The organism is Gordonia sp. JH63 (genome assembly GCF_009856645.1).
GTDB classification, from domain to species: Bacteria; Actinomycetota; Actinomycetes; order Mycobacteriales; family Mycobacteriaceae; genus Gordonia; species Gordonia hongkongensis.
The window spans coordinates 3,595,415-3,608,619 of the sequence record NZ_CP047235.1 but is presented as its reverse complement, the minus strand read 5'-3'; the positions used below and the strand labels follow the sequence as shown (position 1 = coordinate 3,608,619).

Sequence of the window (13,205 nt, the reverse complement as noted above, 5' to 3'; positions counted from 1 at the left end):
CGGCCGGGCCGCGTCACGAAGGGTCTGGCGACGAAATGCCATCGGTCTCATCAAATTCGACGTGACTGCGCCGCCGACCATAGCCAGATGTCGAGGACTGCTCGTCGGGCGCGATTTCTTGTCGGTGGTCGGGTCTACCTTGGATGTATCAGTTGGACCGGTCAACCAGGCCGGGTGGCAACGACTTCGGGGGGAGTCACTGTGGGGGCATGGACGGATCTGCCGGGCGAGTTCCTCGCCGGGGTCGATCCTGCCTGTCCGGCCGATGCGGACACCGCCACCCATATGCAGCGCTTGGGGTCGATCCGCGCGGGCGAGTCGTATCTGGCGTGGTGCCGCTACCAGACGATCCTGGTGTTGTGCGATCGGCTGTTGACCACTGTCGGCAACAGTTACGTGTCCGACGGTTTCGGTGACATCGTCGCCCGGGTCTCGCGCGAGGCCGGGATCACCCGCTACCGGGCGGGGATGCTGGTCGACGAGGCGTTGTGTCTTCGTGATCGGTTGCCGCGGGTGTTGGAGACGTTGCGCGACGGTGTCATCGGGCCGCACCAGATCCGGGAGATCATCGGCCGCACGCACTTGGTGTCCGATGATGACCTTCTCACCCCGACGACCCCGACAGCCGCCGGATCATCGAGGTGCTCGACGAATCGATCGCCGACCTGCTGCGCTCTCGGTCCGGGTCGTGGTCGACGTCGGGTTTGCGCGACATGATCGACCGCCTGGTCTTCGGCCACGACGCCGACGCCGTCCGGGAACGGCGCCGCGAAGCGCTCGACAAACGCGGGGTGTGGACCGAGAACCACGGTGACGGCACCGGTGAGATCACCGCGGTCATGGCCGCCGAGAACATCCGGGCTTCCAACGCCTCGGTACGGGAGTTGGCCGCATCAGTGTGCGACCGGGATGGCCGCACCCTCGGGGAACGCAAGTCCGACGCGATGTGCGCGTTGCTCACCCGAACAGCGTTCACGTGTGCGTGCGGTCAGTCCGACTGCACCGCAACATTTGTCGATCCTGCCGGCGCCACCGCGGGTACCGAGATCGTGATTCACGTGGTGACCGACGCCGACACCCTGGCCGGCGGGTCCGGACCCGGCTGGGTCGACGGGCATGGGGTGATCTCCGACGAGCATGTGCGTGACCTCGCCGCCCGGCCCGACGCGACGATCAGACCGGTCATCCCGGTCCGCACACCACCGTCGCAGGTCGTCGCCGGCGGGCCAGCCGTGACCGGCGAGGACGGATACGACGACACCACTACGCAGGCGTCGAACATCGCCGCGCCACAGCAGGCTACAGATGACACCGGCGGCGCGAGTGACGCGTCGACGGAGCCGCCGTCGTCGGAGATGGTGGTGGTCTACCCGGCTGCCCTGCCTGGTGACCCGTATCGTCCGACGAGTGCGTGTGCGGAGTTCGTGCGGGTGCGCGACGGCTACTGCACCGAGCCGGGTTGCACGCGTTCGGCATTCACCGCCGATGTCGATCACGTCGCCGAGTACGACCACGCCCGACCGGCACGCGGGGGTGCGACCTCGAGTGAGAACCTCAACGCCAAATGCCGTCCCGGTCATCTCTACAAGACCCACGGTGACTGGACCGATGTGCAGTACCGCGACGACGAGGGCCGCCTGGTCACCGAATACGTCACGCCCGAGGGCTTTGTGATCCCCGGCGAGGCCGAGACCCTCGAAGACCTCTTCCCCAACCTGCGTCGCATCCGGTTCGAACAAGCCGCGAAAGCCCCACCGACACCGCGGATCATCGTGCCCGAACGGCAAGGCAGACAACAGCAAGGCCGACAACCGCGCACGATCACCGAATGCACCGCCGCGAAACACGCGAAGCGGCGAGAAGAACGTGCCCGCAACAAGGCACAACGCGAAGCGAACCGGCGCGCCCGGAGCGAAGCAACCCACCATCAAGCGACAACCCACGACGACGAGCCCCCGCCATTCTGACCCGGCGCTCGGCGTGGCCTGTGGCGGCTAACCCCGCGGGTACCGGTTCGTGTCCGCCGGAGCGTCTCCGTGTCCATTGCCGCCCGACCCCTTCGGCGGACGGGTGAGGCGTTTGGGAAGCCGCTCGGCGAGACCGCCGAGCGGTGCGACCGTCTGGTTCAGCAGGTCGACGGTCTCGGCGAGCTCGTGGACCGTTTCCTGCATGGCGAGCAGGTTGGGTCCGAGCTGCCCGATGACCTCGGTGAGCTCGGAGATCCGGTCCAGCGGCCCGCCCGGTGCGATCGCACGCTCGACCGCGCCGTTCTCGCCCAGGAGCTGATCGAGCAGGCCGTCGTCCTCGGCGAGCCGGTCCAGGATGCCTCCCGCGGCGGTCACCTTCTCGAGCACACCGTCGGGCGCGGTCAACTTGTCGACGATCCCGCCCTCGGAGGTGAGGCGCTCGAGGATGCCCTCGTTCTCGGTGAACTGGTCGACCACACCACCCGGCCGGGTCAGCCGGTCCAGCGGTCCACCCTTCGCGGTGAGGCGCACCAGGATGCCTCGTTCCTCGGCGACCTGGTCGAGGAGTCCGCCCTCGGCGGTGAGCTTGTCGAGCGGACCGTTCGGAGCGGTGAGCCGGTCGACGACACCCCCGGGATCGAGCAGTCGCTCCAGCGGACCGCCGTTGGCCAGGATCCTGCCGAACGGCCGCTCGGGGCCGAGTAGTTCGGACAGCTGGTTGAGGAGGGCGAGCGGAGTCCGGAGTGATCCGAGCTCGTCCGCGTCGACGCCCACTGCCAGTGCGATCTCGTTCTGCACGCTCCCGGCCGTGATGCGGGCGATGGCGACTGCGGACTCGGCTGCACTGAGCACCACCCCGGTGACCGCGAAACCGAGTCGGAACGGCATCTCGACGAGCGCACGGCCCGCGTCCGCCGTGGCCACCGGTCTACGGTCGGCGCGGCGACGGTCGGGTAGCGGCCGATCCGGAAGGGACTCCATGCTTTCCGACCCTAGGCCAACCGACCGGCGTTCGGGGCGAGGGTTCGGTGATTCCGAAGGGCGGTGTCGCTACCGCGCACCGGTCGCCGGTGCCTCTGCCGCCTTGGCGGCCTTCGCCGCCTTCTTGAAGTCGCGGACCTTCTGCAGCGACTCCGGGCCGGTCACGTCGGCCACCGACCGGAACCCCTTCTTGCTGTAGTCGCCGGCGACCTTGGTCCAGCCCGACGGCTTGACGTCGAGCTGCTTGGCGACGAGCGCGACGAAGATCTTGGCCTTCTGGTCGCCGAACCCGGGCAGGGCGCGCAATCGCTTCATCAGGTCCGCGCCGTCGGCGGCCTCGGTCCAGATGCGCGCGGCGTCGCCGCCGTACTCCTCGGCGACGACTTTCGCGAGCGCCTGGACCCGGCCGGCCATCGACCGACCGTAGCGGTGGATTGCCGGGGGAGTGGCACACAGGTCGGCGAACGCCTCGGGGTCGGCGTCGGCGATCTCGACCGGATCCATCGTGCCGAACCGGTCACGGATCTTGGCCGGCCCGGCGAAGGCCCGTTCCATCGGGAACTGCTGGTCGAGGAGCATTCCCGTGAGGAGGGCGAACGAATCGTTCGACAGGAGTTCGTCGGCCGCGGGTTCCTGCGCGATCTGGATCTTCGGCATGGGGTCGATTCTGGCAGACGGCACCCGCGTGCGGCTCTAGACTGCCCCCATGATGAGCGGGGAGAACACGGTCGGCTTCGAGAACGGCAGACGTCGGCGGGGGCGCGTCGGAGTGGGAACGGTCGCGACGGTGGCCGGCGCCGTGCTGGCGCTGGCCGTGTCGCTGTTCGGTACTGGCGCCGCCGGGGCCGCACCGGCAGACGACGGGGCGAACTACGTCACCACCCTGCGGTGCGACAGCGTCAACCCGTGGCCGGCAGGCACGGTCAAGGTCCGCGTGGACGTGTTCAACCAGATCCGGCACCCCGCGGACGGACTACCCGGACCCGTCATCGCGCTCATCGGCACCGACCGTGCCCGAGCAGTGGCCCTCGAATACACCTACGAGGTGTCGGTGTCGTGGCGGAACCTGCGGACCGGACGTACCGGCGTCACCACTGTTCCGGGCCGCGGGTACACCATCAAATGGCAGGTCGACATCCATCCAGGCAGCGGTCCCGTCGCCTTCACGATCCGCCAGAAGATCGGTGCGCTGGCCTTCTTCCCGATGACCAATCCGAAGTACTCGACCTGCTCGGGCCGCGCGGTCGCCTGACTCACCGGTCGGCGAGTCCGCCGATCAGCAGGTACTGCGCGGTGAAATAGCTTGCGAGCACCCAGGCCTCGCCGGCCACCCGGAGTCGAGGGTCGGTGACCAGGTGTCGTCGATTGATGATCGCGAGGTCGGAGAGCAGGAAGAACCACCCGCCCGCCCGCAAGCGCGGTTGCGGCGTCGGCACGTCCGCCGCCAGCGCCGACATCGTCGCGAGCGTGTTGCCGTACGTCCCCAGAACCGGCAGCAGGGCAGGGCGGTGTCGGCTCAGCACCGTCGCCGACTCGGCGAGAACGCCCACCCGCGGCGCGACGGACCGAACCGTCGGTCGTGCGCCGGCACGCCACATCGCGACCGCGTAGCTCAACTGTGCGCCCGCGAAAGACGTTGCACCCCTGCGGAGAAAACGATCCTTCGTGGCCGGGTCGTCGTGTTCGAATTCCTCCTGCAACATGAACCGGTCGCCGAGCGCGGAGAACCCGACGACGGACGCCAGGGCGACGGTGTCGGCGACCGGGCGGCGTCGTGCTCCGGCGGCCACCCGCGCCGCGAGAAGCGCGATCGGCAGCGGTTTGGTGATCGCGGCGCTGCGTCGATCACCGGCCGACCCGGCGATCGTCGCTGCCGCGGCAGTGGCCGCATAGGCGATCCGGAACGTTCGGTTCACCGCAGGACGCGGGCGACGAACGCGCGGATGTCGGTGTCGGAGAACCGCTTCGACTGGGCACCGTCGAGCGTCAGATAGGTACGCGCCGACACCTTGCTGTCGCCGACCCGGGCGTCGTTGAGGTACTTGAGGGTGAGCGGTACGACGACGGAGGTGTCCTGTAGGGTCTGCGTCATCAGGACCGGACGCTCGAAGCCGCGAGTGGGCAGCTCGGTCGCCTTGGTCAGCAGGGCGGTGAGTTCGGTGTTCCCCGACAGCGGTTTGGTGAACAGCGAGCCGATGGCGAGACCGTCCACCTCACGCGCGAACTCGGTGACACACGACGCGGCGGCCTTGGTCAGCCACTTCTTGCCGGTGTCGGTGAGGTAGGCGTCGAGATCGAGGTCGGACTGCGCGTTGCGGATCGCGCTCAGCGTGTACAGCGCGTCGGCGGCCAGCCCGGACGGCATCGCCGCGGACGACGGCCCGAGATTGGCCACGAGCGAACCGAACTGGGCGGGAATCGAACTCGCCGCGGCACCCTTGAAGTCGAGCTTGCCGCCCTGGATGGTCGGGGCCAGTCGGGCCAGCGTGATCGCGGCCGCGGCTCCCTGGCCCTCGCCGACCACTGCCCACGAGCGCGACAGGTTGTCGGCGATGTCCCGAGAGGCGCGCACCGCGTCGACGATGTTGCGGGCAGTGGCCTCGAGATCGTAGTACTGCGGCGTGCCGGGGGTCCCGACACCCGCGTAATCGGTACTGACGACGGCATATCCACGACCGAGCCATCGCTTGAGCTCATCGGTGTCCTCGGCGGTGGGCCGCGACGACGGTGCGCACCGGTCGGCGATGCCGCGCGAACCGTGGGCCCAGGCGACGATCGGCCAACCGCCGGCCGGCGCCCGCCCGCCCGGCACCATCAACACGCCCGAGGACAGATGGGCCTTGCCGTCGGCGCCGGTGCTCCAGTACGTGAAGTCATTTCCGGACCCGGCGCCCGCGACCGTACGTGCCCGGGGGAGTTCGCGATTGGCGTAGACGGCGCCCGGCGTCTGTCCCGGACCTCGCGTGTCGACGGTGCCCGCATTGTCGTCGGCGGGCGCGCTGTTGTCCGTCGACGACGGTTCCGCCGACGGCTCGGCCACGCCTGGCGTCGATGTTCCCGGAGTCGGTTCGGCCGCGGCCGTCGCCGTCATGCCGACGGCGGCCGGGGCCACGACGATCGTCAGGGCGGCTGCGGCCGCGAGGGCGCGTGCGAGGTGGGCACTCCGTGGTTTCGAAGTGTTGCCGTGGGGGTTCATGTGTCGTCAGTTCGTTCTGTGAGGCGTGACCGGATGCGAAAAGCGTTGTGCGTCAAGCATTGACGATGCCGACGGCAGGTAGGAACCAGCAGTTCTGGGTACCGTTGCTGGCGTTGCCGAAGACTGCCGACAGGATGGTGCCGCTGCCGGTCTTCACCGGTGCCAGCCGGACCCCGGACAGCAGGGGCAGCGCCGTCAGCGCGGTGCGGTCGGTGATCGGGTCGAGATCGGCGAAGCCGCCCTGGAGCGTGCTGGTGTTGAACCAGGCGACCTGCATTGTGCCGCCGCTACCGGCCGTCGGCGAGGCGGGCACGAAAGCGTATGCGGTCTCGCCCTTCTCGACGAGGTTGAGCTTCTCGGGCAGCTTCACGCCGGGGATCATGTCGAGCAGCGGCTTGAGCTGGGTCAGCGGGTCGGTCTTCATCGGCCACGGACCCGCCACGGCGCCTGCACCGGCGGTGACGAGTCCGAGCGGGTTGTCGGCGGTGGGGGCGGTGCAGAACGGCGACACCGACGGGGTGAGCGTCTGGATCCCGAGCGTGCGCAGCAGAGCGATGGGGTCGGTCGGGGCCGCGACCGGAGTGGCGGCCGACGCGGGCGCGCCCTCGGCGGCCGCGGGGAGCGGGAGAGCTCCCGCACGCCCGGCGATGTCCTCGACCGAGAGTTGTCCGGCGCTCCCCATGATCGTCTGGGCGGCCTGCACGGCGATCTGGTCGACACCCGCGGCCTTGAGCAGGCGGACCGCTCCGGCCAGCTCGGCGTCGAACGGGATCGACAGCGCGCCGAGCAGGTTGGCGGGGATGAGGGGCTCGGCCGTCGCCGGCGCCGAGGTGGCGGTGAGGGTGGCCGCCGCGATCGCCACACCCATGAGACCGGCGCCGCAGCGCTGGATCGCGCGGCTGCGAGTGACGCGACGCGGAGCGTCGGAACGCGTGAACCGAGACGTGAGGGACATGGCTCTCCTTGGGGCAACCGGCTGTGACGGCCGAGCACCCGCCACGTGTGGCGGGTGTGACAGATGGGACTCGAGTTACAAGAGACCACGAAGACTCGGAACCCGGCAAGTCGCGACACCGACCTGTGACATGGGCGCGATCCGCGAGAGACCGAACCCGCGACGACCTGCGGGTTCAGTGCCCTTGAGCACGGCCTCGGACCGCCGCACAGAGGCCGACCACCACCGGCACTCTCAGCTCGCGCCGCCGATTCCCTTGCCGATCAACACGACTCCGATGACCAGGATCAGCACCGCCATCACCGTCGCGTTGTTCGCCTGCAGCCACGACTTGAGGCGGTCGAGTGGTTCGCGCAGACGGGCCGCGGCGAGCTGGTAGCCCACGACCGGGACCACGACCGAGGTCGAGGCCAGGAGTGCGAAGACCGCCACCGCGATCACGTCCTGCGGCATCGACAGCGCACCCGAGGCGATCGAGACACCCGCCGCCGCGCAGAGAACGAGATTCTTCGGATTGATCGCCGCCAGCGCGAACGCGATACCCATGGCGGTCACCGGACGCATCTCGTCGATGGCCGACATCCACTTCGGCGTCGCGGACTCCGCGTGCCGGGAACGCCACTGACGCAACCCGACGACGAGCAGGACGACACCGAGCGCGATCTTCACCCAACCGGTGCTCGACGACGATCCGTCGAGGTCGACGGCGCTTCCGAGGGCCACGAAGACGGCCACCGCGACGACGATGCCGACAAGCCAGCCGATCGCGAAACCGATACTCGTCGTGCGCGCATGGCGTCCCAGGAGCATGAGGATCGCCGCGATGATCGGGATCGGCGACACCGCGACACCCCACCGCAAGGGGTAGTAACTCACCGAGCACGGGTCCCATCGAGAACTCCTCACGACATGGTGCCGACAGATGACGTTTGTACGCCATGAGAGTGGCGAATGTCGGACTGTTTGCGTGACGGACGGTCTTGATATGTCTTGCATGCCATTTCGCGTTCTGTTCGGCCGATGTTCACGTGATCTGCCGCGCCTTCCGATAGTGGCGCCCTGAGCGCAGGTCCTCTCACGACGAAGGCACCCCGTCTGCGAGCCGGGGTGCCTTCGTCGTGAGAGGAGAAAGAGATCAGATGATCGCGAGCCCGATCACCGGGACGATGGTGCAGGAGACGACCTTGCCCTTCGTCTTCGTGGTGACGTTGCCGTGGATCGCCGAGATGACGCGGCCCTTGCCGGTTCGCGAGATACCGGTGAAGGTGCCGGGGCCCTCCTTCACATTGATCTTCGGGTTCCGCTTGAGCGTCGTGGTACCCGTGCGACCGGTGTCGACGTTGAACCAGCTGACCGTGAGCGGCGCGGCCTTGTTGTCGATCGCCGGACCCGTGCCGAGCGAGGTGTAGACGTAACCGCTCTCGCCGCGCTTGGGGCCGGGGGCCGGTGCCTCCTGCGGTCCGGCGGTGACCAGGGCCCGACCGAGCGAACCGCCGCCGGGGATGCAGCCGAGGCCGAAGGTCGGGTAGAGGAATTCCTGGATCTTCGGGGCGTTCGGGCCCTGCGGGATCTCGGGATCGCCGGGCTTGGGCTCGGCGGCGAGCTGACGCGCGGCCTGCTTGCGGCCGGGTTCGCCGAGGAAGTCGGCGATCGAGCGCCAGATCTTGCTGACCTCAGCCGGCATACCGGGGGTGTCGGCGAACGACTGGGCCTGGCGGAGCAGGTCGACCGAGACCTTGCCGTCGGGTCCGGGTGTCGCCACGGAGCCGATGATCGCGGGAGCGAACGCGCCGAGCGAGTCCAGCACGCGCTGGTCGACCTTCGGGGCCGGCGCGGCCTGCGCGGCCATCGGCATCGCGAGTGAGGTCGCCGCCGCGAGCGCCGACACGGCGACGAGGAGTCGACGGGTCCGGAGTCGACGCGGGGCATGGCCGTATCTCAACCTCAGTGGCCGGGAGAAACGCACTGGTGTGTCCTAACGGTCGTGGCGCCGACGATCAGTCGATCAGCGCCTCGCGGGTTGTGTCATCCGCCCGGGTGTCGGGTAGCGGACAGCCCATCCTCTCACCCGGGTCGTCGCGGGTCATTTTAAGCCCCCCGCGGGTTCCACTGTCCAGACCGCCGGCCTGTTACGGGTGGGGTTGTTGAGGTAATTGATGCAATTGTTATCGAAGTGACGTCGGAACGGTTGAATCGTACGGACAGGCGGCAACCTGGTTGGATGGTGAGAATCGGGGATCGGGGACGGTCGAACAGGAGTCTGAAGTGACAGAGCTGCGCGCTGACGCGTCGGGTCGCCCACGCGGAAGGTCGCGACTGACGCGACTGGTGGTCGGTGCGGCCGCCGTCATTCTCGCCGCGACGTCGGCGAGTGCGTGTGCCGACGACTCGTCGTCGGGCGGCGAGGTCACGCTGCTCACCCACGATTCCTTCGAACTGCCGGAGTCGGTGATCGACGAGTTCCGCCAGGAGACCGGACTGACCCTGAAGATCGTGAAGTCCGGGGACGCCGGGCAATTGGCGTCGACGGTGTCACTGACCCCGGGTGCGCCCAAGGGAGACGCGGTCTTCGGCATCGACAACACCTTCGCCTCGCGTCCGATCGACGCCGGCGCCCTGGAGTCCTATGAGTCACCCGCCGCGGCCGACGGTGCCGCCGATTTCGCGGTGCCCGGCGCGGAGGGGCAGCTCACGGCCGTCGACCGCGGGGATGTGTGCCTCAACATCGACGACGGCTGGTTCGAATCCAGGTCTCTGACCCCGCCGGCGAGCTTCCGCGACCTGACCCGCCCGGAATTCGCCTCGCTCACCGCGGTGACCGACCCGGCGACCTCCTCGCCGGGCACGGCGTTCCTGCTCACCACCGTCGGTGCGCTCGGAAACGGCTGGCAGGACTACTGGAAGCAGGTCGTCGGCGGCGGCGCGACCATCGTCTCGGGCTGGGAGGTCGCCTACAACCAGCTTTTCACCGCCGGAGAGGGCCGTGGCGACAAACCCATCGTGCTGTCCTACGCCTCGTCGCCGGCGGCGACGCCCGGGACGAGCGCGCTGCTCGACAGCTGCTTCCCGCAGGTGGAGTACATCGGCATCCTGAAGGGCACCCGGAACTCGACCGGCGCCCGCAGGCTCGTCGATTTCATGCTGAGTCCCACTGTGCAGAAAGAACTCCCGAACTCGATGTACGTCTACCCGGTGCAGCGCGACACCCCGCTGCCCGAGGGATGGCCGGCGCGCGCGGAGGTGCCCACCTGGATGTCGTCGTTGCCGCCCGCCACGATCGCGGAGAACCGCGAGATGTGGCTCGACCAGTGGCTTGCCGCGGTCGGCCGGTGACGACTCGGTGACCCCGGCCGGGACAGTGGTGACCCGGGTGGCCCGGGCCGCCGGACCGGTTGCGCTGTGGGTGGTCCCGGCGCTGTTCGTCGTGGTGCTGTTCGCCTGGCCGGTGATCGCGCTCGTCCGGCGCGCCGTCACGATCGCCCGTGACTCCGGGGTGGGCCTGATCGAACTGCTCGACCGTACCGACGCCCTGGGGCTTCTGGGCGTCACCCTGGGCCAGGCGGCCGCCTCGACGGTCCTGGCGCTCGTCGCCGCCGCACCCATCGCGTTGTTGTTCGCCCGGGTCCGCGGGACCACCGCGGTCGTGCTCGCCGTCGTGGTGACCGTGCCATTCGTGCTGCCGACGGTCGTCGTCGGTGTCGCCTTCCGTTCTCTGCTGTCCGGCCCATTGGCGTTCCTGCACATCGAATCCGGGCTGCCGGCCGTGCTCGCGGCGCACATGTTCATCAACATCGCCGTCGTCGTCCGCGTCGTCGGGGCGGCCTGGCGCAACCTCGACCCGCGGCTGCTCGAGGCGGCACGGTCGCTCGGGGCGGGCCGGATTCGGGCGACCATGACCGTGGTCGTGCCGCGCCTGGTGCCCGCCACGGCGTCGGCGGCCGCGCTGATCTTCCTGTTCTGTTCCACCAGTTTCGGCGTCGTGATCATTCTCGGCGCCGGGGAGCTGCGGACCCTGGAGACCGAGATCTACACGCAGGCCATCGGATACTTCCGGATTCCCGAGGCGGTCGCGCTGTCGATGCTGCAGATCGTGGTGGTCATGGCGGCGCTGCTGCTGACGCGGGTGTTCGCCGATCCGGCGAGCCGCGGATCGGGTGGCGGCGCCCGGCGGGCCGAACGGAACCGCAGGGTCGCCGGCGGCCGCTGGACGCGGCCGGTGGTCTGGGTGGTGGGGGCGTGGACAGCAGTCCTCCTCGTCGGACCGGTCCTGGTGCTGATGGTGCGGTCGGTCCGACCGGTCGCCCGCGGCGACTGGACCCTCGCCGGCTACCGCGCACTGGCCGAACCCGTCAACGGGGTGACACCCCTGGAGAGCCTGCGCTATTCGCTGGTGACCGCCACCGCGGCGACCGCCATCGCCCTGGTGGTCGGTACGCTCGCCGCCGTCGCGCTGCATCGCGCGCACGGAGTCGTCGGGGCGATCGGCTCGGCCGTCTCGCTCATCCCGCTCGGGATCAGTGCTGTCACACTCGGATTCGGCTACCTCATCGTGCTGGCGTCGTTGCCGTACGAGATCGCCGCATCGCCCGCGGTCATCCCACTGGTCCAGGCCCTCATCGCGATTCCGGTGGTCATCCGCATCATGATGCCCGCACTCGAGTCGGTGCCGGTCCGGTTGCGGCATGCCGCGGCGACGTTGGGCGCCACGCCGTTTCGCGTGTTCGCGACCGTCGACCTGCCGATCGTCGGAAGGTCGATGGGGGCTGCCGGTGGGTTCGCCTTCGTCATGGCCCTGGGCGAGTTCGGCGCGACGAGCTTCCTCGCCCGCGCGGACGCGACCACCCTTCCGGTACTCATCGGGTCCGCCCTGAACCGCCCAGGCGCCGAGAACTTGGCCACCGCCATGGCCGCCTCGGTGGTCCTCGTCATCGCGACGGTCGTCGCAGTCGTCGTGGTCGAGGCGTTCCGCCCCCGCTCGGAGGTGCCGCTGCTGTGACCACGCAGAGTTCATTGGAGATCTCCGACCTCACGGTCGCGTACGGCGGCGAGACCGTCATCGACGGTCTGTCGTGGCGGCTCGGGGGAGAAGGGTCACTGGTAACCGCGATCCTGGGCCCGTCGGGGTGCGGCAAGTCGACCCTGATCCGGACGATCGCCGGACTCGAGTCGCCGGTCGGTGGAACGGTGCGGTTCGGCGGAGTCGACCTCGCCGGCGTCGAGGTCCATCGGCGGGACTTCGGGGTCGTCTTCCAGGACGGGCAACTTTTCGGCGGGCGCAGTGTCGCGTCGAACGTCGCGTACGGGCTGAAGGTGCGGCGCTGGTCGCGTCGCGCCATCGCCGATCGCGTCGCCGAGATGCTCGACGTCGTCGGACTCACCGGCTACGACAAGCGTCTCGTGGAAACCCTGTCGGGCGGCCAGGCCCAACGGGTCGCGCTCGCGCGTGCCATGGCCCCGCGTCCGCGTCTGCTGTTGCTCGACGAGCCGCTCGCCGCGCTCGACCGGCGGTTGAGAGACGAATTGGCCGTGGAGATCTCGGAGATCGTGCGAGCGGCCGGCGTGCCGACGATGGTGGTGACCCACGACCACGCCGAGGCGGCCACCATGGCCGACGAGATCGCGGTCATGCGGGACGGGGTGATGATCCAGACCGACGTTCCGGCGGCGCTGTGGCGACACCCGGTCGACGAGTGGACCGCGCGTTTCCTCGGCGCCACGACCGTCGTCGATGCGCAGGTCCGGTCGGGTGTTGCCGACACCGTGCTCGGCGAGATGCCACTCGACCTCCCCGACGGCAGTCGCAGGCTCGGTCTGCGGCCCGAGTCGGTCTCGATCGGCCCGGCGTCGCCGGGGGCGGACGAGGACACGGCAGCGACAGCGACCGTCGTGCTCGTCGCCGAACTCCCGGCCGGGCCGCGCGTGCGCATCGACACCCCGGTCGGCGAGATCGATGCGGTCACCGACGCCTTCGTCGCGATCGGCGACCGGATGCGGGTGCGTCTGGTGCCGGAACGGGTCGCGGTGATCGGGTCGTGACGCCGCGTGGGCCGGCGAGGCGGTCGTCGTGCCGGTGACACGACGGGACCTGCTGGTCCCGCCGGGACTG

10 protein-coding genes and 2 pseudogenes are annotated in these 13,205 nt (G+C 69.4%); 5 read left to right on the top strand and 7 right to left on the bottom strand.

Annotation, left to right across the window (positions count from 1 at the left end; translation table 11 throughout):
* The first annotated feature begins 201 nt into the window (after positions 1-201).
* A pseudogene (locus GR168_RS16125) lies at positions 202-1,967 on the top strand (DUF222 domain-containing protein).
* Between the two features lie 27 nt (positions 1,968-1,994).
* On the opposite strand, the gene GR168_RS16120 reads toward GR168_RS16125, so the two are convergent.
* Both GR168_RS16120 and GR168_RS16115 read right to left on the bottom strand, forming a co-directional pair.
* Entirely contained in the window at positions 1,995-2,948 is a 954-nt protein-coding gene (locus GR168_RS16120; protein WP_159371195.1) for a hypothetical protein, read from the bottom strand.
* Positions 2,949-3,017: 69 nt separating this feature from the next.
* Positions 3,018-3,605 (bottom strand): HhH-GPD-type base excision DNA repair protein, encoded by a 588-nt coding sequence (locus GR168_RS16115; protein WP_159371194.1) that lies wholly within the window; start codon positions 3,603-3,605, stop codon positions 3,018-3,020.
* Positions 3,606-3,654: 49 nt separating this feature from the next.
* Between GR168_RS16115 and GR168_RS16110 the strand changes: the two genes are divergently transcribed.
* Positions 3,655-4,200, top strand: coding sequence for a hypothetical protein (locus GR168_RS16110; RefSeq protein WP_159371193.1), 546 nt, complete (start codon positions 3,655-3,657; stop codon positions 4,198-4,200).
* Between the two features lies 1 nt (position 4,201).
* On the opposite strand, the gene GR168_RS16105 is transcribed toward GR168_RS16110, so the two are convergent.
* The 5 genes and pseudogenes from GR168_RS16105 to GR168_RS16085 form a co-directional block, all read right to left on the bottom strand.
* Positions 4,202-4,864, bottom strand: a complete 663-nt coding sequence (locus tag GR168_RS16105) for a lysoplasmalogenase family protein (RefSeq protein WP_065632625.1) — start codon at positions 4,862-4,864, stop codon at positions 4,202-4,204.
* Positions 4,861-6,144 (bottom strand): lipase family protein, encoded by a 1,284-nt coding sequence (locus GR168_RS16100; RefSeq protein WP_159371192.1) that lies wholly within the window; start codon positions 6,142-6,144, stop codon positions 4,861-4,863. Before GR168_RS16100 ends, GR168_RS16105 begins: the two co-directional genes overlap by 4 nt.
* A gap of 52 nt (positions 6,145-6,196) precedes the next feature.
* Positions 6,197-7,099 (bottom strand): hypothetical protein, encoded by a 903-nt coding sequence (locus GR168_RS16095; protein ID WP_065632627.1) that lies wholly within the window; start codon positions 7,097-7,099, stop codon positions 6,197-6,199.
* Between the two features lie 234 nt (positions 7,100-7,333).
* Positions 7,334-7,991 (bottom strand): annotated as a pseudogene (locus GR168_RS16090) (GAP family protein).
* A 243-nt stretch (positions 7,992-8,234) separates the two neighbouring features.
* Positions 8,235-9,065: a hypothetical protein gene (locus GR168_RS16085; protein ID WP_159371191.1), complete on the bottom strand. Its 831-nt coding sequence runs from the start codon at positions 9,063-9,065 to the stop codon at positions 8,235-8,237.
* A gap of 299 nt (positions 9,066-9,364) precedes the next feature.
* On the opposite strand from GR168_RS16085, the gene GR168_RS16080 reads away from it, so the two are divergent.
* Genes GR168_RS16080 through GR168_RS16070 form a run of 3 tightly spaced genes read left to right on the top strand, consistent with a single transcriptional unit; the run spans position 9,365 to position 13,135 of the window.
* Positions 9,365-10,432, top strand: coding sequence for a thiamine ABC transporter substrate-binding protein (locus GR168_RS16080; RefSeq protein WP_159371190.1), 1,068 nt, complete (start codon positions 9,365-9,367; stop codon positions 10,430-10,432).
* 7 nt (positions 10,433-10,439) lie between these two features.
* Positions 10,440-12,095 carry an ABC transporter permease subunit gene (locus GR168_RS16075; protein ID WP_159371957.1) on the top strand — a complete coding sequence of 552 codons (1,656 nt, stop codon included), beginning with the start codon at positions 10,440-10,442 and terminating at the stop codon, positions 12,093-12,095.
* On the top strand, positions 12,092-13,135 hold the full coding sequence (locus GR168_RS16070) for an ABC transporter ATP-binding protein (protein WP_137809046.1): 1,044 nt from the start codon (positions 12,092-12,094) through the stop codon (positions 13,133-13,135). The genes GR168_RS16075 and GR168_RS16070 overlap by 4 nt, the downstream gene beginning before the upstream one ends.
* Positions 13,136-13,205 lie beyond the last annotated feature (70 nt).